This window comes from Shewanella sp. Arc9-LZ, from assembly GCF_010092445.1.
Lineage (GTDB): Bacteria > Pseudomonadota > Gammaproteobacteria > Enterobacterales > Shewanellaceae > Shewanella.
On record NZ_CP048031.1, the window covers coordinates 1,210,814 to 1,235,365 of the forward strand.

General features: G+C 42.3%; 21 protein-coding genes and 2 tRNA genes. 22 read left to right on the forward strand and 1 reads right to left on the reverse strand.

The window, feature by feature from the left end:
• The first annotated feature begins 50 nt into the window (after positions 1-50).
• From GUY17_RS05245 to secF, 8 genes are all read left to right on the forward strand, one after another.
• Complete coding sequence (locus tag GUY17_RS05245) at positions 51-668, forward strand: FKBP-type peptidyl-prolyl cis-trans isomerase (RefSeq protein ID WP_101085769.1); 618 nt, start codon at positions 51-53, stop codon at positions 666-668.
• An 83-nt stretch (positions 669-751) separates the two neighbouring features.
• A complete protein-coding gene (dapB, locus tag GUY17_RS05250) occupies positions 752-1,564 on the forward strand; it encodes a 4-hydroxy-tetrahydrodipicolinate reductase (protein WP_101085767.1) in 813 nt (270 codons plus the stop codon).
• A gap of 174 nt (positions 1,565-1,738) precedes the next feature.
• A complete protein-coding gene (gene carA / locus GUY17_RS05255; protein WP_101085765.1) occupies positions 1,739-2,896 on the forward strand; it encodes a glutamine-hydrolyzing carbamoyl-phosphate synthase small subunit in 1,158 nt (385 codons plus the stop codon).
• Positions 2,897-2,919: 23 nt separating this feature from the next.
• Positions 2,920-6,141: a carbamoyl-phosphate synthase large subunit gene (gene carB, locus GUY17_RS05260; RefSeq protein ID WP_059746481.1), complete on the forward strand. Its 3,222-nt coding sequence runs from the start codon at positions 2,920-2,922 to the stop codon at positions 6,139-6,141.
• A gap of 231 nt (positions 6,142-6,372) precedes the next feature.
• Positions 6,373-6,849, forward strand: coding sequence for a transcription elongation factor GreA (gene greA / locus GUY17_RS05265; protein ID WP_101085763.1), 477 nt, complete (start codon positions 6,373-6,375; stop codon positions 6,847-6,849).
• A 458-nt stretch (positions 6,850-7,307) separates the two neighbouring features.
• On the forward strand, positions 7,308-7,964 hold the full coding sequence (locus tag GUY17_RS05270) for a hypothetical protein (protein WP_162022522.1): 657 nt from the start codon (positions 7,308-7,310) through the stop codon (positions 7,962-7,964).
• Positions 7,965-8,100: 136 nt separating this feature from the next.
• The gene (secD, locus tag GUY17_RS05275) at positions 8,101-9,912 is read left to right on the forward strand and encodes a protein translocase subunit SecD (protein WP_162022523.1); all 1,812 of its coding nucleotides are present in this window, start codon (positions 8,101-8,103) and stop codon (positions 9,910-9,912) included.
• A 4-nt stretch (positions 9,913-9,916) separates the two neighbouring features.
• A complete protein-coding gene (secF, locus tag GUY17_RS05280) occupies positions 9,917-10,840 on the forward strand; it encodes a protein translocase subunit SecF (protein WP_162022524.1) in 924 nt (307 codons plus the stop codon).
• A 67-nt stretch (positions 10,841-10,907) separates the two neighbouring features.
• Here the strand turns inward: secF and yhbY are convergent, their stop codons facing one another.
• Positions 10,908-11,207: a ribosome assembly RNA-binding protein YhbY gene (gene yhbY, locus GUY17_RS05285; RefSeq protein ID WP_011636455.1), complete on the reverse strand. Its 300-nt coding sequence runs from the start codon at positions 11,205-11,207 to the stop codon at positions 10,908-10,910.
• 90 nt (positions 11,208-11,297) lie between these two features.
• Here yhbY and rlmE point away from each other — a divergent pair, with 90 nt between their 5' ends.
• The 14 genes from rlmE (at position 11,298) to rpsO (ending at position 24,450) form a co-directional block, all read left to right on the forward strand.
• Positions 11,298-11,927, forward strand: a complete 630-nt coding sequence (gene rlmE, locus GUY17_RS05290; protein WP_101085754.1) for a 23S rRNA (uridine(2552)-2'-O)-methyltransferase RlmE — start codon at positions 11,298-11,300, stop codon at positions 11,925-11,927.
• A gap of 45 nt (positions 11,928-11,972) precedes the next feature.
• Positions 11,973-13,946, forward strand: coding sequence for an ATP-dependent zinc metalloprotease FtsH (gene ftsH, locus GUY17_RS05295; RefSeq protein ID WP_101085752.1), 1,974 nt, complete (start codon positions 11,973-11,975; stop codon positions 13,944-13,946).
• Positions 13,947-14,015: 69 nt separating this feature from the next.
• Positions 14,016-14,849, forward strand: coding sequence for a dihydropteroate synthase (gene folP, locus GUY17_RS05300; RefSeq protein WP_162022525.1), 834 nt, complete (start codon positions 14,016-14,018; stop codon positions 14,847-14,849).
• A gap of 54 nt (positions 14,850-14,903) precedes the next feature.
• On the forward strand, positions 14,904-16,241 hold the full coding sequence (gene glmM / locus GUY17_RS05305) for a phosphoglucosamine mutase (RefSeq protein ID WP_011636459.1): 1,338 nt from the start codon (positions 14,904-14,906) through the stop codon (positions 16,239-16,241).
• 139 nt (positions 16,242-16,380) lie between these two features.
• Positions 16,381-17,163, forward strand: coding sequence for a triose-phosphate isomerase (gene tpiA, locus GUY17_RS05310; RefSeq protein WP_011636460.1), 783 nt, complete (start codon positions 16,381-16,383; stop codon positions 17,161-17,163).
• 4 nt (positions 17,164-17,167) lie between these two features.
• Entirely contained in the window at positions 17,168-17,503 is a 336-nt protein-coding gene (gene secG, locus GUY17_RS05315) for a preprotein translocase subunit SecG (protein WP_162022526.1), read from the forward strand.
• Positions 17,504-17,516: 13 nt separating this feature from the next.
• A tRNA-Leu gene (locus tag GUY17_RS05320) sits at positions 17,517-17,603 on the forward strand.
• Positions 17,604-17,684: 81 nt separating this feature from the next.
• Positions 17,685-17,760, forward strand: a tRNA-Met gene (locus tag GUY17_RS05325).
• Between the two features lie 169 nt (positions 17,761-17,929).
• Complete coding sequence (rimP, locus tag GUY17_RS05330) at positions 17,930-18,385, forward strand: ribosome maturation factor RimP (RefSeq protein WP_041413431.1); 456 nt, start codon at positions 17,930-17,932, stop codon at positions 18,383-18,385.
• A gap of 31 nt (positions 18,386-18,416) precedes the next feature.
• Complete coding sequence (nusA, locus tag GUY17_RS05335; protein WP_101085745.1) at positions 18,417-19,916, forward strand: transcription termination factor NusA; 1,500 nt, start codon at positions 18,417-18,419, stop codon at positions 19,914-19,916.
• 25 nt (positions 19,917-19,941) lie between these two features.
• Positions 19,942-22,587: a translation initiation factor IF-2 gene (infB, locus tag GUY17_RS05340; protein ID WP_162022527.1), complete on the forward strand. Its 2,646-nt coding sequence runs from the start codon at positions 19,942-19,944 to the stop codon at positions 22,585-22,587.
• A 66-nt stretch (positions 22,588-22,653) separates the two neighbouring features.
• Positions 22,654-23,085: a 30S ribosome-binding factor RbfA gene (gene rbfA, locus GUY17_RS05345; protein WP_101085742.1), complete on the forward strand. Its 432-nt coding sequence runs from the start codon at positions 22,654-22,656 to the stop codon at positions 23,083-23,085.
• The gene (gene truB / locus GUY17_RS05350; RefSeq protein WP_101085740.1) at positions 23,085-24,038 is read left to right on the forward strand and encodes a tRNA pseudouridine(55) synthase TruB; all 954 of its coding nucleotides are present in this window, start codon (positions 23,085-23,087) and stop codon (positions 24,036-24,038) included. Before rbfA ends, truB begins: the two co-directional genes overlap by 1 nt.
• 142 nt (positions 24,039-24,180) lie before the next feature.
• Positions 24,181-24,450 (forward strand): 30S ribosomal protein S15, encoded by a 270-nt coding sequence (rpsO, locus tag GUY17_RS05355; protein ID WP_011636467.1) that lies wholly within the window; start codon positions 24,181-24,183, stop codon positions 24,448-24,450.
• Positions 24,451-24,552 lie beyond the last annotated feature (102 nt).

Below are 24,552 nucleotides of genomic sequence, written 5' to 3' on the forward strand. Positions count from 1 at the left end.
TGTGATAAACTCTTGTGCGAATTTTTTATGTTTATTGAGAGAAAATTATTATGTCAGATTTGTTCAGCACTATGGAACAGCATGCTAGCTACGGTGTAGGTCGTCAAATGGGCGAGCAACTAGCAGCAAACTCTTTTGAAGGTATTGATATCCCTGCTGTTCAAGCTGGTCTTGCTGATGCATTTGCCGGTAAAGAAAGCGCAGTATCAATGGAAGAGCTTCAAGTTGCATTTACTGAAATTAGTCGTCGTTTACAAGAAGCACAAGAAGCTGCTGCAGAAGCTGCTGCCGCTGAAGGTGATACATTCCTAGCTGAAAATGCTAAGCGTGACGGTATTACGATAACTGAGTCTGGTCTTCAATACGAAGTGCTTGTACAAGGCGACGGTGAAACACCAACGTATGATTCAACTGTACGTACTCATTACCATGGTACTTTCATCAGTGGTGATGTGTTCGACAGCTCTGTTGCTCGTGGCCAACCTGCTGAATTCCCAGTATCTGGTGTTATCGCCGGTTGGACTGAAGCATTACAGTTAATGCCAGTTGGCACTAAGCTAAAATTATATGTCCCGCATCACTTGGCTTACGGTGAGCGTGGCGCGGGTGCTTCAATCCCGCCTTATTCAGCTTTGGTCTTCGAAGTTGAATTGTTAGAAATTATCTAGTTGTTAAAAACGCCTAAGTTAACTTAGGCGTTTTTGTATATGCTGTTTGTGTGTTTACCTTTAGTTAACACTGGGAGAAATAAATGACTGCAAAAGTGAGAATTGCTGTAGTTGGTGCCAGTGGCCGTATGGGCCGTACACTGATTGAATCTGCTAAACAGCAACAAGTTATAATACTTGGCGCAGCTATTGAACGTACAGGTTCAAGTTTAATCGGTATTGATGCTGGTGTACTTGCTGGTGTTGGCGCGATGAATGTTGCCATTACCGATTCACTGGATAAAGTGGTTGACGACTTTGACGTATTAATTGATTTTACGTCACCTGAATCTTCCATTATTCATCTCGATTGGTGCGCAAAAAATCACAAAGCTATTGTCATTGGTACCACAGGTTTTAATCATGCTCAAAAAGAGCAAATTGGTGCCTATTCAGAACAAGTGCCAGTGGTATTAGCGCCTAATATGTCTGTCGGTGTTAACGTGATGTGGAAGTTGCTCGCACTGGCTACAGAGGTGATGGGTGATTATACCGATATCGAAATAATCGAAGCGCATCATCGGCATAAAAAGGATGCACCGTCAGGTACTGCACTTAAAATGGGTGAAATTATAGCCCAAACATTAGGTCGTGATTTAGACCAATGTGCGGTATTTGGGCGTGAAGGCATTACCGGTGAGCGTGATCCTAATACCATAGGTTTTGCAACGGTTCGTGCTGGTGACATTGTCGGTGAACACACCGCAATGTTCGCTGACATAGGCGAACGGCTGGAAATAACCCATAAAGCATCGAGTAGAATGACCTTTGCTAATGGAGCTATGAGGGCGGCTTTTTGGCTCTCCGATCAAAATGCAGGTCTGTATGACATGCAACAAGTATTAGGATTGAACTAGATAATAAAAACACCATTCGTTGGTGTTTTTTTTTGAAAACAATCCTACAAAATATAGACGTAAAAACGAATTTCTTATACAATCGCTGGAATTTGTCAAAATTTCGTAATTTATCGAAAATTGGTATTTTAGTGCAAAATAAAAACACATAATTTTAAGTGGCTTGGCTCTTTTCTGGAGGTCGCGTTGACACAGTCTGCCTTACTCGTACTCGAAGATGGATCAGTATTCTCTGGCACCGCAATTGGTGCTACCGGTATCTCTGTTGGTGAAGTGGTATTTAATACTTCAATGACAGGTTATCAAGAGATCCTTACAGATCCTTCATATTCACGCCAAATAGTAACATTAACCTATCCTCACATCGGTAACACAGGTACTAATGATGAAGACACAGAATCGGATTCGGTTCATGCATGTGGCTTAATTATTCGTGACTTACCGCTTATGGCGAGTAATTTCCGCAACCAACAATCATTAAGCGATTATTTAAAAGCGAATAATGTGGTTGGTATTGCTGATATTGATACCCGCAAACTAACTCGAATTTTGCGTGAAAAAGGCGCCCAAGCCGGTTGTATTATGGTCGGCGACCTAGATGAAGCGAAAGCTCTGGCAGCTGCGAAAGCGTTCCCAGGTCTAAAAGGCATGGATTTAGCCAAAGAAGTGACCACCGATAAAGCTTATACATGGCGTAACGGTAGCTGGAAATTAGTCGGTGGTTTACCGTCTGAAACACCAGCAGCGGAACTCAAATATAAAATTGTCGCGTACGATTACGGTGTGAAACGTAATATTTTACGTATGTTGGTTGACCGTGGTTGTGATGTGACGGTAGTGCCTGCTCAAACATCTGCTGCAGATGTCCTTGCCATGAACCCTGATGGGGTCTTCCTATCAAATGGTCCTGGCGACCCTGAGCCATGTGATTATGCTATTACTGCTATCCAGCAAATATTAACAACTGATATTCCAGTGTTTGGTATTTGTTTAGGCCACCAGTTACTTGCATTAGCCTCTGGTGCGAAAACCTTAAAAATGAAGTTTGGTCACCATGGTGCAAACCATCCAGTGAGCAATGTTGAAAATGGTCGCGTGATGATCACCAGTCAAAACCACGGTTTTGCTGCTGATGAAACCACATTGCCAGCAAACATCAAGGTGACGCATAAGTCGTTATTTGATGGTTCGTTACAAGGTATTCACCTAACGGATAAGCCAGCATTTAGCTTCCAGGGACACCCTGAAGCGAGTCCTGGGCCAACCGATGCCGCACCGCTGTTCGATCATTTCATCGAGCTAATTGAACAATACCGTCAGCACGCCAAGTAGTTATCTGGGAGAAGACAGAAGCAATGCCAAAACGTACAGATATAAAAAGTATTCTTATCCTAGGTGCCGGTCCAATTGTTATTGGTCAGGCGTGTGAGTTTGATTATTCAGGTGCGCAAGCTTGTAAAGCACTTCGTGAAGAAGGCTATCGCGTTATTCTGGTCAACTCTAATCCAGCAACGATTATGACCGACCCTGAAATGGCCGATGCAACCTATATCGAGCCTATTCATTGGGAAGTGGTACGCAACATCATCGCCAAAGAACGTCCAGATGCCATTCTACCGACGATGGGTGGACAAACTGCACTGAACTGCGCGCTTCAGCTTGAAGCACAAGGCGTACTAAAAGAGTTTAATGTTGAAATGATTGGTGCGACAGCGGATGCGATTGATAAAGCTGAAGACCGTAGTCGTTTCGACAAAGCGATGAAATCCATTGGTTTAGACTGCCCGCGTGCGGGTATTGCTCATAACATGGATGAAGCGTATGGCGTATTAGATATGGTGGGCTTTCCCTGTATCATTCGTCCGTCTTTCACCATGGGTGGCAGCGGCGGTGGTATTGCCTACAACAAAGAAGAGTTTGAAGAGATTTGTTCTCAAGGCTTGGACTTGTCGCCAACTAACGAATTATTGATCGATGAATCATTAATTGGTTGGAAAGAATATGAAATGGAAGTGGTTCGTGATCGCAACGATAACTGTATTATCGTGTGTACTATCGAAAACTTCGATGCGATGGGTGTTCACACCGGTGACTCAATTACCGTTGCACCGGCACAAACGCTAACCGATAAAGAATATCAATTAATGCGTAACGCTTCTTTAGCGGTACTGCGTGAAATTGGCGTTGAAACCGGTGGCTCAAACGTACAATTTGGTATTTGTCCTAATACTGGCCGTATGGTTATTATTGAGATGAACCCACGTGTATCACGTTCATCTGCTTTAGCCTCTAAAGCAACCGGTTTCCCGATAGCTAAAATTGCTGCTAAGTTAGCGGTTGGTTTTACGCTTGATGAGCTTAGCAACGACATTACTGGCGGTAAAACACCAGCGTCGTTCGAGCCTGCAATCGATTACGTTGTGACTAAAATCCCTCGTTTTAACTTTGAAAAGTTTGCCGGTGCAAATGACCGTCTAACAACCCAAATGAAATCTGTGGGTGAAGTAATGGCCATTGGCCGTACTTTCCAAGAGTCATTACAAAAAGCGTTACGTGGCCTTGAAGTGGGTCGTAACGGTTTTGATTCTCTGGTTGATTTACAATCACCAGAAGCGATGCAACGTATCCGTCATGAATTAAAAGAGCCAGGTTGTGACCGTATTTGGTATATAGCCGATGCATTCCGTGCTGGTTTAAGTCGTGATGATATCTTCACTCTGACTAACGTTGATCACTGGTTCCTCGTTCAAATCGAAGATTTGGTTACCCAAGAAGCGAAAGTCGCTGAGCTTGGTATGTCAGGTTTAGAGCAAAACTACTTACGCCAATTAAAGCGTAAAGGTTTCTCTGATTTACGTTTAGCTGATGTGTTAGGTGTGAGTGAAGGCGAAATTCGTAAACTACGTCATCGCCATGAAATTCATCCGGTATACAAGCGTGTAGATACATGTGCTGCTGAATTCTCAACTGACACGGCTTACATGTACTCAACGTACGAAGAAGAATGTGAATCTAACCCATCGAACCGTGACAAAATCATGATTTTGGGTGGTGGCCCTAACCGAATTGGCCAGGGTATTGAGTTCGATTATTGCTGTGTCCATGCTGCATTAGCATTACGTGAAGACGGTTATGAAACCATCATGGTTAACTGTAACCCTGAAACGGTATCAACCGACTACGATACATCTGACCGCTTATACTTTGAACCTGTAACGCTAGAAGACGTACTCGAGATTGTGCGTATCGAAAAGCCAAAAGGTGTAATCGTCCAATACGGTGGCCAAACTCCGCTTAAACTCGCGCGCGAATTAGAAGCCGCAGGCGTACCGATTATTGGTACCAGCCCTGATGCGATTGACCGTGCAGAAGACCGCGAACGTTTCCAACAAGCCATTCAACGTTTGAACATGAAGCAGCCAGAAAATGCGACAGTGACAACAGTTGAAAGTGCTGTGATAGAAGCTGAAAAAATAGGTTATCCGTTGGTTGTACGCCCGTCTTATGTGTTGGGTGGACGTGCGATGGAAATCGTATACGACAAGCAAGATTTACTACGCTACTTCAATGAAGCGGTTAAAGTATCTAATGCATCACCAGTATTACTTGATCACTTCTTAGATGATGCGATTGAAGTGGATATCGATGCAGTGTGTGACGGTGAAACTGTGGTGGTTGGCGCCATTATGGAGCATATTGAACAAGCAGGAGTTCACTCTGGTGACTCAGGTTGTTCATTACCACCTTACACCTTGAGTGCTGATATTCAGGCCAGAATGCGTGACCAAGTGTCTAAACTGGCTTTTGAATTAGGCGTGATCGGTTTAATGAACGTGCAGTTTGCGGTAAAAGATAACGAAATCTATATGATTGAAGTTAACCCGCGTGCCGCTCGTACAGTACCATTTGTGTCTAAAGCGACAGGCGTGCCGTTAGCTAAAATTGCAGCTCGAGTGATGGCTGGCCAAAGCTTAATTTCGCAAAACTTTACTAAAGAAGTGATTCCACCATATTTCTCGGTAAAAGAAGTGGTATTACCGTTTAATAAGTTCCCAGGTGTTGACCCGCTATTAGGCCCAGAAATGCGCTCAACCGGTGAAGTCATGGGCGTGGGTGATACTTTTGCTGAAGCCTATGCCAAAGCACAGCTTGGTGCTACATCTGAAGTGCCTAAATCGGGCCGTGCGTTATTATCTGTGCGTAACAGTGATAAAAAACGCGTTGCCGATTTAGCTTCTAAGTTGATTGAGCTAGGTTATGAAATTGATGCCACTCATGGTACCGCGATTATTTTAGGTGAAGCAGGGATTAATCCTCGCTTAGTTAACAAAGTACATGAAGGTCGTCCACACATTCTTGATCGTATTAAAAATGGTGAATATACCTACATTGTTAACACCACTGAAGGTCGTCAAGCAATTGAAGACTCACGTCAGATCCGTCGTGGAGCATTGCGCTATAAAGTGAATTACACTACGACATTAAATGCTGCCTTTGCGACGTGTTTAGCGCATTCTGCAGATGATCGTATCAAGGTGACGTCTTTACAAGAGTTACACAAACGTATCAAAAGCTAATTTTTATGGTGCGTTAACGATTAAGGTCGCCTTTTGGCGACCTTTTTTATGACATTTTGATGATGGATGACTAGCAAGTCTGTAAAAGCTTAGGTAAGCTGTCTGCCATCATCGAAAAGATGCATCCTAGATACGCACGCTAAGTCGATTGCGTACTTCCAACTGAATTTTTACTGTGTTGACTTATCGTCAGCACGGGATGCTTTTGTTTTTAAAGGAGACAAAGACATTATGAGTAAGGTCCCAATGACTGTAGTTGGCGCTGATCAATTACGTAAAGAACTTGAATTGTTAAAGTTCGATCGCCGTCCAAAAATTACTGAAGCAATTGCTTCAGCACGCGAATTAGGCGATTTAAAAGAAAATGCTGAATATCATGCAGCCCGTGAAGATCAAGGCATTTGTGAAGCACGTATTCGTGACATCGAAGGCAAGTTATCTAACGCTCAAATTATTGACGTCACAAAGTTAGAAAATACTGGCCGAGTCATTTTTGGTACAACAGTAACTATTTTGAACATAGATACAGATGCTGAAGTAACGTATCGCATAGTCGGTGATGACGAGGCGGATATTAAGCAAAATTTAATTTCTGTTAATTCACCTATTGCACGTGGATTAATTGGTAAAAGTGAGGGCGATGAAGTATCGATTACCACTCCAGGTGGATTGACTGATTATGAAATCATAACGGTTAAATATCTTTAAGTATTGTGAATAATCGAGTGTGCCTTTTTCTTAACCATTTGTTTTAGTTATTGTATTAAACTAACTGCTTAAGCATTTATCATACTTTTATGCACAACCCAATACCGATATGATGGCCACTAGCCAGATATAGCACTAAATAGAATACTGTTTAGTGCTTTTTTATATCCATCGTAGAGTTAATGCATGTGCTAGATATGATAGAACATGTAAAAAAATTCATTTGCAGATTAAAGGTGCAATAGATATTATCGTTTAAGTTTACATTGTTGTTACATTTTACCGTATGAGCAACAATATTCTTTGAACAATCTGTTAGAAAATCGTTTAAAAACTAATTTGTTAGATTACTTTATTAGACAGTGTTGTTAGATGATTTTATTAGATAGTGTTTTTGACATGTTAATTTTAGAATTTTGAATTTTAGAAATTGTGTAGCTTGATTAAATAAGGTCATTATGACGTTTCCATGGGCTCGTATACTACTAATGCTGGTAATTGTGGGGTTGTGTTCAATCTTCCTCCTCAATAGCCGTGTGTTAGTTTTAGCATCGATGCCATTTGCTGCGTCTACTTCTTATTCTTGTTCATATAATGTGGATTCGCTGACAGATGATCGAATTTGTGAACAACCAATAAGTTCAACCCCTATTGATATCACCTTGGCGTCAGTTAAATCAGTAGACAGCTCAAAAGACACATTAGTTAACAGTCCAGTAGATTCAAATCAACTAACTGCGTTAACCAATACGCTTATTGATGTTAATAGCACATTGTTGGGCTACGTCGGCGAACCTTCATCAACAAACCCAGTCTCTGAAAAATCTGTCTCTGAACGTTCTGTTTCTGAGAATTCTAGTTCAAACGATATTCATTTTGTTCCTACCTATTCAGCGCGTTACCTCAGTATTGTTCAATATCAATCGGATGAATCAAAACCTAATTATCTATTGGCCTATGAATTTGTTTCTCCGCCAGTACCAAGTTTAACCATAGGCTATCAAATTAACTTTAGTCCGCAATTGGACTGGGTATTATCAACGGCTTCAGCCCCTTCAAGACTTTCCGCTTGGAAAGACTCTAATCTACTTTTCGTTCACACTCACACCTGTTAACTACATTATATTGATTAAAAATGTCATTAGCCTTGCTAATGAGTTTTGCTGTGGGTAGATGAATGGGGTCAATACCTATCATCACTCACGTACATTTTTATCGAGGTTTTACCCCGATGTAGTGAGATCAAGTGTTATGAAATCAAAATCGAATACCAAACCGTTAAATCAATATGCTCAGTGGAAATACTGGCTATTAATTAGCACACTCATAATCTTATTTATGAGTGCTTTGCCATCTTGGTATGGTGAAGACCCTGCCGTACAACTTGCCGTTAAACCGACTCAATCACTAACAGTGGAACAAATTCACCATGTGCTACAACAAGCGGGCATAAATAGTAAGCGTATCGAGCAGCAACAAGATAATTTACTTGTGGTGTTAGATGATCCCGATATGCAAACCCAAGCTAAAAAGACCTTAGTACAAGAGTTTGAACATCAGGCTCAAGTGACCTTAGCGTTAGCTCCAGCGGCCCCAGATTGGTTATTAAATTTAGGCGTTAAACCGATTAAACTTGGTTTAGATTTACGCGGTGGAGTGCAGTTTCTACTGGATGTGGATCTTGATTTAGTGTTTCAAAACCAAGCAGTATTAGTGAGTGATGCTGTAAAGCAATTTGTCAGAGAACAACATATCAGTGGTGTAATGGTGCGTTTTGGCACTGGAGCGGAACTGACGGTTAACAGCGCCAGTGATGATGCTCGTGGTCAAATAAGACAATTTATTGGTCAGCAGTACCCTCAATGGCAAGTCACAGGCCATCAACAAACTTTGAGTATCAATCTTTCCCAAAGTGAACAGCTCAAATTAACCAACTTAACTGTACAGCAAAACTTGCAAATTATGCGCAGCCGTATTGAAGAACTTGGTATTACCGAAGCGCTAGTTCAACGTCAAGGAGAGAACCGGATTAGGATTGAGTTACCAGGAGTGCAAGATCCTGCCACCGCTAAAAATGTTATCGGTGCAACCGCTAGTTTGGCATTTTATCCAGTGGTGCAAGCTGACTCTCTTTATGCTGTTGTGATGAATGATGAGCAGAATAAGCCTGTCTATGTGTCAAAAAAACCAGTACTTGGTGGTGATCACATTATTGATGCTCGAGCCACTACTGGCGATTTTGGTATGGCGAAAGTCAATATCAGTCTTGATGCGGCAGGTGGCAAGTTAATGTCAGATTTTTCGCGAGATAATATCGGTAAACCTATGGCAACAGCTTATAGCGAATACAGCCGTGATGAACAAGGTAAAGCCAAACAAACCACTAAAATTATCAGTGTTGCAACCATTCAGAGTCAACTCGGTAACCGCTTTGAAATCACTGGAGCAGGTAGCCATCAAGAGGCGCAGCAATTAGCTTTGTTATTAAGAGCTGGCTCTATGACTGCACCTGTAACCATAGTGGAAGAACGTACTATTGGGCCTAGTTTAGGGGCCGAGAATATTGTTAATGGTTTTGCTGCTCTAGCCTTAGGTTTATCGGCTACATTACTGTTTATGGCTTGTTGGTATCGCCGTTTAGGTTGGGTTGCAAATGTGGCATTAATCGCCAATTTGGTGATGTTATTTGGATTGTTAGCGCTCATTCCTGGAGCGGTATTGACCTTACCAGGTATTGCCGGGTTAGTGCTTACTGTCGGTATGGCAGTCGATACTAACGTACTTATTTTTGAGCGAATAAAAGAAAAGCTTGCGGAAGGTCGTAGCTTTGCCAATGCGATTGATGTGGGATTTGATAGTGCGTTTTCAACCATTTTTGATGCTAACTTCACCACGATGATCACCGCAGTGGTGTTATTTTCGATTGGTAATGGCCCTATTCAAGGCTTTGCGTTGACCTTAGGTTTGGGGTTATTAACCAGTATGTTTACCGGTATTTTTGCTTCACGCGCATTAATCAACTTAGTTTATGGTCGTGACACTCGTCGCGCTATTAAGGTGTAATTTTATGAACTCAACTCAAACAAATTATTCAACAGACAAGCTCAAATACTTAACTAAGTGGCGTTATGCATCGAGTCTGATTTCGATTGTATTAATGCTGTTATCGTTAACCGCGATAGGAATAAAAGGGTTTAATTGGGGCTTAGATTTTACCGGCGGTGTGGTCACAGAGATTCAAGTGGATCATCACATCACTGCCAGTGAAATACAGCCATTAATGACTGCAGCATATCAACAAGAGGTCAGTGTTATTTCAGCCAGTGAACCAGGCCGTTGGGTATTACGATATGCCAATATACCTGATGAGAATCAACGCCCAGAACTGGGTGAAGTATTGGCGCCATTAAAGACTGACATCAACGTGTTAAATAGCAGTATCGTCGGACCACAAGTAGGCCAAGAGTTGGTTGAACAAGGCAGTTTAGCTTTATTAGTCGCCATGCTATGTATTATGGGGTATCTAAGTTTTCGCTTTGAATGGCGTTTAGCGTCAGGTGCACTGTTTGCTTTGGTACATGATGTGGTATTTGTGTTGGCTTTTTTTGCGTTAAGCCAAATGGAATTTAATTTAACTGTATTAGCCGCAATAATGGCGATTTTGGGGTATTCACTCAATGATTCAATTATTATTGCGGACAGGATCCGGGAGCAGTTAGTGGCTAAACCACAGTGGAATATAACTGACATTAACAACTTAGCAATTAAATCAACCTTTTCCAGAACTATGGTCACTTCAGGAACTACATTGATAACGGTTGTGGCTTTATGGATTCTGGGTGGGGCACCGCTTGAAGGTTTTTCTATCGCGATGTTTATTGGTATTTTAACCGGTACTTGGTCATCGATTTCAATTGGTGCTACCTTGCCTGAGTTTCTAGGCTTAAAGGCAGAGCATTATCAAGTTATCCCAATACCTGATCATCCCTGATTAACGATAATTCATCTCCAATAAAAAAGCCGCTGTATTCAGCGGCTTTTTATAAAAGGGTGCGAAATTATTTGGCTTTAGGCAAAGCAATTTTCATTTCAGCCGAATGACGGAAAATAACTAACACATGACCGATAAGTTGCACTTTCGTAGACTGGGTTTCACGTACAATGGCGTCAACGATGGCATTTTTTAGCTCTCTGTCTGCAGAGGCTACTTTCACTTTAATCAATTCATGATGTGTAAGAGCGCTATCAATTTCAGCCAGAACACCTTCAGTTAGTCCATTGCCACCAAGCAGCACCACTGGTTTTAGACTGTGCGCCAGACCTTTTAAATGCTGTTTTTGTTTGGTTGTTAAGTTCATTTGTACCAACTTTTGCTGAGTTACTGTTGAAAAACGGGTATTCTACCCTTATATAGAGCTTATGTAACTCTGAATCGTTGCGGAATTTAAATGACAACCAAAAAACGTACGGCGAGCTCAACTCGCTGGATGCAAGAACACTTTGATGATCACTATGTGAAATTAGCCCAAAAACGAGGCTTACGTTCACGAGCAGCATTCAAGTTAGAAGAGATCCAACAAAAAGATCACTTAATAAAACAGGGTATGACAGTAGTTGACTTAGGTGCTGCTCCCGGTGGTTGGTCACAAGTGGCTGTTAAACTTACTGGCGACAAAGGTAAAGTGATTGCTTGTGACATTTTACCGATGGATCCTATTGTTGGCGTTGATTTTCTTCAAGGTGATTTTAGAGAGGATAAAGTACTGCAGGCATTGCTTGAGCGAGTAGGTCAAGATAAAGTGGATGTGGTACTATCAGATATGGCTCCGAACATGAGTGGTTCGGGTGCTGTAGATCAGCCAAGAGCTATGTATTTAGTTGAATTGGCGCTAGATATGTGTCATCAAGTGTTGACGCCTAACGGCTGTTTTGCTGTTAAAGTCTTTCAGGGGGAGGGCTTTGACGACTACATAAAAACAGTCAAACAGGCATTCAAAGTAGTAAAAACCCGTAAACCAGACTCCTCTAGAGCGCGCTCTCGAGAAGTCTATCTAGTGGCGACTGGTTACAAGTTGTAGTAGTCTAAAGTTAATAATCGCAGGACTGTTAAGAGGTCGAGTAATTTGAGTGACATGGCTAAAAATTTAATACTCTGGGTTGTCATCGCTGTTGTGCTGATGTCAGTTTTCCAGGGTTATTCCCCCTCTTCTTCGAATTCGCAGAAGATGGATTATTCCGCCTTTTTGGACAATGTTCGAAATGGTCAAGTTAACAAGGTCGAAATAAAAAGCGATCAACGAACTATTGAAGGGACTAAACGTACCGGCGAGAAGTTCACCACAATTATGCCTATATATGATCAAGATTTAATCAATGATCTTCAAACTAAAGGTATTGACTATAAAGGCCAAGAAGCTGAAGAATCTGGTTTCTTAACTCAAATCTTTATTTCATGGTTCCCAATGTTACTGCTAATTGGAGTATGGATATTCTTCATGCGTCAAATGCAAGGTGGTGGCGGTAAGGGCGCAATGTCATTTGGTAAGAGTAAAGCCAAATTGATGAGCGAAGATCAAATTAAAACCACTTTTGCAGACGTCGCTGGTTGTGATGAAGCAAAAGAAGAAGTGAAAGAACTGGTTGATTATTTGCGTGACCCAACTAAGTTCCAAAAATTAGGCGGCCGTATTCCTACGGGCGTGTTAATGGTTGGGCAACCAGGTACAGGTAAAACCTTGCTAGCGAAGGCTATTGCTGGTGAATCTAAGGTGCCATTCTTTACTATTTCAGGTTCTGATTTTGTCGAAATGTTTGTCGGTGTTGGTGCATCTCGTGTGCGTGACATGTTTGAACAAGCTAAAAAATCTTCTCCTTGTATCATCTTTATCGATGAAATTGATGCTGTAGGCCGCCAACGTGGCGCTGGTGTTGGTGGTGGTCACGATGAGCGTGAGCAAACATTAAACCAGTTACTGGTTGAGATGGATGGTTTCGAAGGTAATGAAGGCGTTATTGTCATTGCGGCAACTAACCGTCCAGACGTACTCGATTCTGCATTACTTCGTCCAGGTCGATTTGACCGCCAAGTCGTCGTCGGTTTACCAGACGTGCGTGGTCGTGAACAAATCCTTAAAGTACACATGCGTAAAGTACCTTTGTCAGACGATGTTAAAGCAAGTGTTATTGCCCGTGGTACCCCAGGATTTTCTGGTGCAGACTTAGCAAACCTTGTTAACGAAGCTGCGTTGTTTGCTGCTCGTGGTAATCGTCGTGTAGTCGGTATGGAAGAGTTCGAGCGTGCTAAAGACAAAATCATGATGGGTGCTGAGCGCCGTTCTATGGTGATGTCTGAATCGGACAAAGAGATGACGGCTTATCATGAAGCCGGACATGCTATTGTTGGTTGCTTAGTGCCAGAACATGACCCTGTACATAAAGTGACCATTATTCCGCGCGGTCGTGCATTAGGTGTGACGTTCTTCTTACCTGAAGCTGATGCTGTTAGTCAAAGCCGTCGCAAATTAGAATCACAGATTTCAGTTGCTTACGGTGGACGTTTAGCCGAAGAGCTTATTTACGGAAGCGAACAAGTCTCTACCGGCGCTTCGCAAGACATTAAATACGCGACATCAATTGCACGTAACATGGTTACGCAATGGGGTTTCTCTGACAAGTTGGGTCCTTTACTCTATGCAGAAGAAGAAAACGAAGTTTTCTTAGGTCGCAGTATGGGTAAATCAAAGGCTATGTCAGGTGATACAGCGTCATTAATTGATTCAGAAATCAAAATGTTTATCGATAAAAACTATCAACGTGCACAAACCATGTTGACAGAAAATATGGATATCTTACATGCGATGAAAGACGCACTGATGAAGTACGAAACGATTGATTCGTTGCAAATTGACGATTTAATGCATCGCCGTGAAGTGCGTATGCCAGCTGAATGGCAAAAAGATGAATCATCTGACGATAAAGATAATGGCAATACCACGCCTAAATCTGAAATTGAAACGCCAGTGGATGACGCTAAAACCGACGCTAAAGTCGATAATAAAGCCGATACTAATGATGCGGATGAATCACCAGCTAAATAAATAATTTAGTGAATAAAGAAAACCCCGCAAGGGGTTTTCTTGTTTTTAATCTACTGTAGGAAAATACCATTGTTTCAATTAACTCATGCCAATAAAACGCTCGACTTGTCAGCCCCTGTAGTAATGGGAATTGTAAACGTGACACCAGATTCGTTTTCTGATGGTGGCGAATACATCGATTTCGAACAAGCTTGTCGACATGTTGATTATATGGTTGAACAAGGTGCATTAATTATAGACGTCGGCGGTGAGTCTACTCGCCCTGGGGCAGCAGAGGTTTCTGTTGAGCAAGAGCTCGCACGGGTTATTCCTATTATTGAATATACTGCAAAAACACACGACGTATGGATTTCGATAGACACTAGCAAACCTGAAGTGATGGAACTGGCGGTAAATGCCGGTGCTAATTTGATTAATGATGTGCGCGCATTACAAATGCCTGGGGCTTTAGCAATGGCTGCGACGTTAGATGTGCCAATTTGCTTGATGCACATGCAGGGCGAGCCAAAAACAATGCAAAATAAACCTGAGTATCAGGATGTGATTGATGAGGTTGCCGCTTTTTTTGAATTGCGTATTGCTTACTGCGAAGCAGCCGGAATTGAGCGCGAACGTTTAATTCTTGATCCAGGTTTTGGCTTTGGCAAAACTTTAGCGCATAATTACCGCCTGTTAGCTGCGTTGCCAAAATTGCATGAGTTTCACTTACCTTTACTGGTGGGCTTATCACGTAAAAGCATGATGGGTGACCTGTTAGCGCGTGATACCGATCAACGTCTTGCGGGTAGTCTCGCAGGGGCATTGATTGCTGCTCAGCAAGGTGCGCATATTATACGTGTCCATGATGTACCCGAAACTGTCGATGTACTTAAAGTGATGTCAGAAACAATGGCCTACTTGTAGTGGCAGCGGCACAATAACGTTATAAGTACAGTGAAATCACTTAAGTAGGGATCTGTGAAACAAAGAAAATTTTTTGGAACCGATGGTATTCGCGGCAGAGTCGGGGCGGGTAAAATGACCCCTGAACTGGCATTGAAGCTCGGTTGGGCTGCTGGACGAGTATTGTCTCGAAATGGCACTCAAAAAGTGATTATTGGTAAGGATACCCGTATTTCAGGTTACCTATTTGAATCGGCGTTAGAAGCTGGATTATCAGCTGCTGGATTAAACGTGTTATTACTTGGCCCAATGCCGACCCCTGCAGTGGCTTATTTAACTCGTACTTTTCGTGCAGAAGCTGGTGTGGTAATTAGTGCTTCGCATAATCCTTACTATGACAACGGTATCAAGTTCTTCTCTACCGATGGCAGTAAGCTTGATGATGCAATTGAATTAGAAATTGAGGCTGAACTTGAAAAGCCGTTAGTGTGTGTAGAGTCCCACTTATTAGGCAAAGCTCGTCGAATTGAAGATGCTGCAGGGCGTTACATCGAATATTGTAAAGGGAACTTTCCTGCCGACCAAACTCTTGAGGGCTTAAAAATTGTCGTCGATTGTGCTCATGGTGCAACGTATCATATTGCCCCTAATGTATTCCGTGAATTAGGTGCTGACGTGATTGCTATTGGCGATAAACCCGATGGACTCAATATCAATGATAAAGTTGGCGCAACGTCAATGGCTAAGATTTGTGAGACTGTATTGGCTGAAAAAGCTGATTTAGGGATTGCATTAGATGGTGACGGTGATCGTATTATGATGGTTAATCGTCATGGTGAAGTAGTCGATGGCGATCAGATCCTGTATATTTTAGCGGTAGATGCTCAAAAACGTGGTATTTTAAAAGGTGGAGTGGTCGGCACCTTAATGTCTAATTTAGGTTTAGATTTAGCGTTGCAAGCACTTGATATTCCTTTTGTTCGCTCTAAAGTCGGTGACAGATATGTCATGGAAATGCTGAGGGAGAATGAATGGCGTATAGGTGGTGAAAACTCTGGTCATATTCTCAACCTAGATCATGGTACTACCGGTGATGGTATTGTTGCAGGTATTTTAGTGTTAGCAGCGATGCGTCGTCAAAATGCGTCGCTTGAACAATTAACAGAGCCGATGAAGATGTTGCCTCAAGTATTGGTTAATGTCCGCTTTGAAGGGGACTCTAATCCGTTAGATACCGATGCGGTGAAATCTGCGCAAGCCGATGTTGAGTTGCAATTAGGTGCTCGCGGACGGGTTTTATTACGAAAGTCGGGTACCGAACCGTTAATCAGAGTGATGGTTGAAGGTGATGATCATCCGCAAGTGCTTGCACATGCAAATCGTATTGCTGACGCGGTAAAGGCAGCATGTTAATCATTTGAATATTCAGATATGTTGTTGCTCGCTTAAAAAGTAGACGCTTCGACACTTTATGTGAAATATTCCCCTTTTAGCTCTTGTAACTTGATAAGTGGTTCGCTATTATTCACGCCGCTTTCAGAGGAGACAGTGAATGGCACTCAGACGTCCTATGGTCGCTGGCAACTGGAAAATGAATGGTAATTCAGCACTAGCAGAAGAACTATTTAAGAAGTTTGCTACAAAGCTCCAAAATGATTCCGCTGAAGTGGTTTTATGCCCGCCTTCAATTTATCTTGAAAGTGTTAGGCAGCTGCTTGAAGCCAATAAGCAAACCTTAGATGGTGCGCTTGTTAGAATGGGTGCACAAAATCTTAGTCAACATGATTTTGGTGCATATACCGGCGAAATATCCGGGCAGATGCTAAAAGATTCTGGATGTCGATATGTTATTATCGGCCATTCCGAACGTCGCCGTATGTACGGAGAGACGAGTAATATCGTGGCAGAGAAGTTTGCCGCAGCACAAAAATATGGTCTGACACCGATTTTATGCGTAGGTGAATCAGGGCCAGCTCGTGAAGCAAGACGTACCTTTGAGGTGATTGCGGAAGAGCTTGATATAGTAATTGAAAAAAACGGTACCATGGCTTTTGATAACGCAATTATCGCCTACGAACCTTTATGGGCTGTAGGGACAGGTAAAAGCGCAACACCAGAACAGGCACAAGAAGTACATGCGTTTATTCGCAGTCGCCTCTCTGAAGTATCTCCCTTTATTGGTGAGAATATCAGAATTCTATACGGTGGTAGCGTCACCCCAAGCAATGCGGCAGATATATTTGCCCAGCCTGATGTTGATGGTGGTCTGATTGGCGGTGCAAGTTTGAACTCAAGTGAGTTTTTAAGTTTATGTACCATAGCAATGAGCGCGTAATTATATGTACGAAGTTCTGATAGTTGTATACTTGGTGGTAGCTTTAGGTCTTATTGGCTTAATTTTAATTCAACAAGGAAAGGGTGCCGATATGGGCGCATCTTTCGGAGCCGGTGCCTCAGGCACTTTATTTGGCTCAAGTGGATCAGGTAATTTCCTGACTCGCAGTACTGCAGTATTAGCCATTGGCTTTTTTGCATTAAGTTTAGTGATTGGTAATTTAAGTGCTAATCACACTGAGCAAAATGATCAGTGGAAAGATTTAGGTCCAGCAGCAGAGCAAATCATTGATGATGCGCCTGTTCAGATCGAACAGTCAGAAACGAAAATTCCTGACTAGTATACCAGGTGTCGCCGAGGTGGTGGAATTGGTAGACGCGCAGCCTTGAGGTGGCTGTGTCTTAACGGACGTGCGGGTTCAAGTCCCGCTCTCGGCACCAGATTTAAACTAACAAATCATGGATTGAGTTTGATTAGTTATTGCAAGATATAGTGTAAATCAATATACTTGCATCAGTTGACGCGGGGTGGAGCAGTTGGTAGCTCGTCGGGCTCATAACCCGAAGGTCGTCGGTTCAAATCCGGCCCCCGCAACCAGCTCCTTGTGATTTAATTTCGTAAGAAAATAAATCACAATTTACAGGTTTTATAATAAAATAACCTCGTGATTACGGGGTTTTTTGTTATATGAACTTTTAAATATCCGTGTTAGAGGCGGGTTGCAATGGGGCTATTAGCCCTTTTTTTGTTTTTTTGGGGGTCATTTTTGGCAACAATAGAATCCAAGCTAGTTGAAATGTTAACAGTACCTGTTGAAGCTCTAGGCTTTAAACTATGGGGCATTGAGTATATTCAAGCTGGTCGTCACTCAATTCTTCGTGTGTTTATTGATCACGAGAATGGCATCAATATTGAAGATTGTGCAGAAGCCAGTCGTCAAGTTAGCGCAGTTATGGATGTTGAAGACCCTATTTCTACAGAATACACATTAGAAGTATCTTCACCTGGCGTAGATAGACCGTTATTTACCGCCGAGCAATATAGAGCTTATATAGGTGAAGAAACAAAAGTACAATTGACTATGCCTGTTGCCGGTAGTCGTAATTTAAAAGGCGTCATCAGTAGTGTTGATGGGCAAATGCTCACTATCACCGTTGATGGTAAAGACTTGATTGTTGCTTTGGATAATATCCGTAAAGGCAACGTTATAGCTAAGTTTTGATAGTTTCAGGTGAAGAACGAGGCAAGACCAAATGAATAAAGAGATCCTGCTAGTCGCAGAAGCGGTTTCCAATGAGAAAGGCCTTCCGCGCGAGAAAATTTTCGAAGCGCTAGAAATTGCACTGGCTACCGCAACAAAGAAAAAATATGAAGGCGATATCGAAGTTCGCGTTGCTATTGATCGTAAAACAGGCCATTACGACACTTTCCGTCGTTGGATGGTAGTTGACGATAAAGGCGAAGCTTTGGAAAATCCATACAGCGAAATTACGTTTGAAGCCGCTCGTTATGAAGAACCAGAGATTCAAGTGGGTGAGTTTATTGAAGATCAAATCGACTCAGTTGCATTTGACCGTATCACCACACAAACCGCGAAACAAGTTATCGTACAAAAAGTACGTGAAGCTGAACGTGCACAAATTGTTGAACAATTTATTGAACGTGAAGGTGAGATTGTTACTGGTGTTGTTAAGAAAAGCACCCGTGAAAGCGTAGTTGTTGATTTAGGTAACAATGCTGATGGCGTGTTATTTAAAGAAGATTTAATCAGCCGTGAATCTTTCCGTCCTGGTGACCGTGTGCGTGCATTATTGTACTCTGTACGTCCAGAGGCACGTGGTGCGCAGTTATTTTTAACCCGCAGTAAATCTGAAATGTTAATTGAACTGTTTCGGGTTGAAGTACCAGAAATTTACGACGAATTAATCGAAGTAATGGGTGCCGCTCGTGATCCAGGCGCTCGTGCTAAAATCGCTGTGAAATCAAATGATCGTCGCATTGACCCTATTGGTGCTTGTGTTGGTATGCGTGGCGCACGTGTACAAGCCGTATCAAACGAATTAGGTGGCGAGCGAGTCGATATCGTGTTGTGGGATGATAATCCTGCACAATATGTGATCAATGCCATGGCGCCAGCTGATGTTGCATCTATCATTGTGGATGAAGACAACCACTCGATGGATATTGCTGTAGAAGCTGACAGTTTGGCACAGGCTATTGGTCGTAATGGCCAAAACGTACGTTTAGCCACTCAACTTACTGGTTGGGAACTAAACGTAATGACAGTTGAAGACATGAACAAAAAACACCAAGCCGAAAGTGCAAAAGTGATTGATTTGTTTGTAGCTTATCTGGATGTAGATAAAGATTTTGCAGCCGTATTGGCTGATGAGGGATTCACTTCGCTAGAAGAGATTGCTTATGTCCCAGAATCTGAACTATTAGCAGTAGAAGGTTTCGACGAAGGAATCGTTGAAGCATTACGTGAACGTGCAAAGGCGGCAATCTCTACAAGAGCATTAGCGTCGGAAGAAGCGTTAGATGGTGCAGAGCCAAGTGATGATTTACTAGCATTGGAAGGATTAGAAAGACATTTAGCTTATGTTCTTGCGAGCAAAGGCGTAGTGACTTTAGAAGACTTGGCCGAGCAAGGTATTGACGATTTAATTGATATTGAAGAATTAACAGAAGAAAAAGCAGGCGAGCTCATCATGGCTGCCCGCAATATCTGTTGGTTTGGCGAAGAAGCATAAGTCGATCAACAGGGGGATCTAATTGATGGCAGATACAAGCGTAGAAAAATTAGCAGCGGAAGTGGGTAAATCGGTTGATCGATTAATCGAGCAATTCTCACAAGCTGGTATGAACAAAAAACAACTCGATACTGTTTCAGAAAAAGAGAAGCAACAACTTCTTGATTATCTAAAAAAACAGCATGGTGCAGATTCAGTTCCGACTAAAATGACATTGCAACGTAAAACGGTGTCTACGTTAAGTGTTGCAAGCACTGGCGGTCAGTCGAAAGACGTGAAGGTAGAAGTACGTAAAAAACGTACTTTTGTTAAGCGCGATGATGCAGAATTAGCAAAACAAGCTGAATTAGAAACTCAAGCAAAAGCCAAAGCAGAAGCTGAAGCCCAAGCAAAAGTGGAAGCTGAAGCAAAAGCAGCTGCAGAAGCGAAAGCTAATGCAGAAGCGAAGAAAAAAGCGGAAGCAGAAGCCAAATTGAAATCAGAAAAAGTAAAGTCTGAACCTAAAGTAACTAAAGTTGCTGACCCAGAAACTGCAGCAGCAAAAGTTGAAGCAGATCGTTTAAAAGCGACTCAAGAAGCAGTGCTTACTCAAAAGCAAAAAGATGAAGCCGCTAAAGCAGCTGAAACTGCACGTCTCCTTGCTGAAGTAAACTCAAAGCGTTGGGCTGAAGAAGAACGCCAACGTTTAGATGCTGAAAAGAATGGCGATCACCACATCACAACCTCTAAAGTTGCTCGTGCAGCAGAAGACAGTTCAGATGCTGATGATGAAAAACGTGGTCGTCGTGCGCGCAACAAAAACGCCAATAAAAAACGTGGCGGAAAAGATGCTCGTGACGGTCGTGAAAAACACATGCGTAACCGCAGTACAGCACCTGAATCTATGGCACACGGTTTTAATAAACCTGCTGCAGCTGTTAGTCGTGATGTGCGTATCGGTGAAACCGTAACCGTATCAGAATTAGCGCATTTAATGGCAATTAAAGCCACTGTTATCATCAAGCAAATGATGAAAATGGGCACTATGGTAACGATTAACCAAGTACTTGACCAAGAAACAGCCCAAATGGTTGCTGAAGAATTAGGTCATAAAGTGGTGCTTATTCGTGAAAACGAACTTGAGCATCAAGTACTGAAAGATCGCGATGACAATATCCAACTAGAGTCTCGTGCTCCAGTTGTGACTATCATGGGTCACGTTGACCATGGTAAAACGTCATTACTTGATTATATCCGTCGTGCGAAAGTTGCTGCTGGCGAAGCCGGTGGTATTACTCAGCATATTGGTGCATACCACGTTGAAACTGAAAACGGCATGATCACTTTCCTTGATACTCCTGGTCACGCGGCGTTTACGTCAATGCGTGCTCGTGGTGCTAAGGCGACTGATATTGTTATTTTGGTTGTTGCTGCCGATGATGGCGTAATGCCACAAACGATTGAAGCGATTCAACATGCTAAAGCGGGTAACGTACCGTTAATCGTAGCTGTTAACAAAATGGATAAGCCAGATGCTGATCCAGAGCGCGTTAAGAGCGAACTGTCTCAACATGGCATCATGTCAGATGATTGGGGCGGAGATAACATGTTCGTTCACGTTTCAGCCAAAACTGGTATGGGCGTTGACGAATTGTTAGAAGGTATCTTACTTCAATCTGAAGTATTAGAACTTAAAGCAATACGTGATGGTATGGCAGCGGGTGTTGTTATCGAATCAAAACTTGATAAAGGTCGTGGCCCAGTGGCTACTGTCTTGGTTCAAGAAGGTACGTTACGCCAAGGTGATATCGTTTTATGTGGTTTAGAGTACGGTAAAATCCGTGCGATGAAAGACGAAAACGGTCACGCTATTACCGAAGCTGGTCCATCTATTCCAGTAGAGATTTTAGGTCTTTCTGGTGTGCCTTTAGCTGGTGATGAAGCGACAGTTGTACGTGATGAACGTAAAGCTCGAGAAGTTGCATTGTATCGCCAAGGTAAATTCCGTGACATTAAGTTAGCGCGTCAGCAGAAGTCTAAGCTAGAAAACATGTTTGCGAACATGGAAGAAGGCGAAGTACAAGAGCTGAATATCGTACTTAAAGCTGATGTTCAAGGTTCTCTTGAAGCGATTTGCGAATCTTTAGCTAAACTGTCTACAGATGAAGTTAAAGTGAATATTATTGCTCGTGGTGTAGGTGCATTAACCGAAACCGACGCAACATTAGCAGCAGCTTCAAATGCGATTCTTGTTGGTTTCAACGTCCGTGCTGATGCACAGGCTCGTAAGACCATTGATTCAGAAAGTGTTGATTTACGTTATTACAGCATCATCTACAATCTAATTGATGAAGTTCGTGCTGCAATGACAGGTATGTTAGCGCCTGAATTTAGACAAGAAATTATCGGCCTTGCAGAAGTTCGTGATGTGTTTAAGTCACCTAAAATCGGCGCTATCGCTGGTTGTATGGTTACCGAAGGTATTGTTAAACGTAGCGCACCAATTCGTGTACTACGTGATAACGTGGTTATCTTCGAAGGTGAACTTGAGTCATTACGCCGCTTTAAAGACGATGCACAAGAAGTCCGTAATGGTATGGAATGTGGTATCGGTGTGAAGAATTACAATGACGTCCGAGTGGGCGATCAAATTGAAGTCTTCGAAATAGTCGAAATTGCTCGCAGCTTATAAGTACCAATGGAAGGGCGGCTTTAGCCGCCCTTTTTGATTGTAGACCTAACGATATGGCATATCATCATGGCAAAAGAATTTAGTCGTACCCGCCGTATTGCACAACAACTCCAGCAAGAACTGGCAATGGTGTTGCAACGCGATATGAAAGATCCTCGCATTGGTTTTGTCACAGTAAATGACGTCGACGTCTCTCGTGATTTAAGTTATGCAAAAGTTTATGTGACTTTTTTTGAAGAAGACACTGAACTTGTTCAACAAAAAATTGATGCGCTGACTGTAGCCGCGCCTTATGTACGTACTTTAGTTGCTGGACGTATGAAATTACGTGTTATGCCTGAATTACGTTTTATTTATGATAGTTCGCTAGTAGAAGGCATGCGTATGTCTAACCTAGTCACACAAGTCATAAATAAAGATAAAGCCAAACAGCAGCAATTTACGCCTGACGCACCTGATAACAGCGAGTCTGTTGATGGTGAAAAGGAGCAAGATTAATGGCTCGTCGCCCTAAAGGTCGCTTCATCGACGGAATCGTATTACTCGATAAAGATACTGGCATGAGCTCTAATTTTGCCCTGCAAAGAGTGAAGCGTTTTTTTAATGCCAATAAAGCTGGCCATACAGGTGCTTTAGACCCGTTAGCAACAGGTATGTTGCCTATTTGCCTCGGAGAAGCGACTAAGTTCTCTCAGCATCTATTAGATTCGGATAAACGCTACCTGGTGACCGCTAAATTGGGTCAACGTACTGATACGAGTGACTCTGATGGGGAAGTCGTGCAAACGCGCCCTGTGAATGTGACTCAAGCATTACTAGATGAAAAGCTCGCGTTTTTTCGAGGAACCACTCAGCAAATACCGTCAATGTATTCGGCATTAAAATACCAAGGTCAACCTTTGTATAAATATGCCCGTGAGGGGATTGAAGTTCCACGTGAGTCACGCCCAATTACCGTATTTGAGCTAAATTTTATTAAGCTTGAAGGTGATGAACTAACCCTAGACATTCATTGTTCTAAAGGGACTTACATACGTACCATTATTGATGATTTAGGTGAAATGCTTGGATGTGGAGCACATGTTATTATGTTGCGTCGTACTCAAGTTGCCGAATATCCTTATGAAAAAATGGTTACCTTAGCGCAATTAGAAGCACTACTTGAACAAGCTCATAGACAAGATGTTGCTCCTCAGACCCTAATGGATCCGTTATTGTTACCAATGGACACTGCAGTGGCTAAATTCGCTGAAATTAACTTGCCTGAGGCGATGTTATATTACGTCATGCAAGGACAAGCAATTCAAGCTGCGGGACTTAAGCCTGATGAGTTAGTTCGTATCACTATTGGCGATGAACGTCGATTTGTTGGTATGGGTATCATGAATGATGATGGTTTATTAGCGCCAAAACGTTTGATTGTAATCCACGATAATGATACTGCTGAGTAGTCGAGTCGGTTTCGTCGTTGGCTTTTTCAGATAAATAATCGAATTTTATTGCGGTTAACTAACAATCTGGTTAGAATATCGCGCTCACTCTGGCTGAGTTAGTGATCGGCTAGAGATACATTTACTTTTTTTGGAGATACACATGTCACTAAGTGCTGAAACAAAAGCAAAAATTTTGGCTGATTTTGGTCGCTGCGAAAACGATACTGGTTCAACTGAAGTTCAAGTAGCTTTGTTAACTGCTCAAATTAATCACCTTCAAGGTCACTTTAAAGAGCACATCCATGATCACCACTCTCGTCGTGGTTTATTACGTATGGTTAGTGCACGCCGTAAGCTTTCAGCTTACTTAAAGCGTACTGACGTAGCTCGTTATACTGCTATGATCCAGAAGTTAGGTTTACGTCGTTAATTCGACATCTGCTTACTTTTGTAAGTAGTTTAACCGTAAAGAGGGAGGCCATAAGCCTCCTTTTTTTATTGCCTAAAATAATGAACTCGCCTCAAAATATTG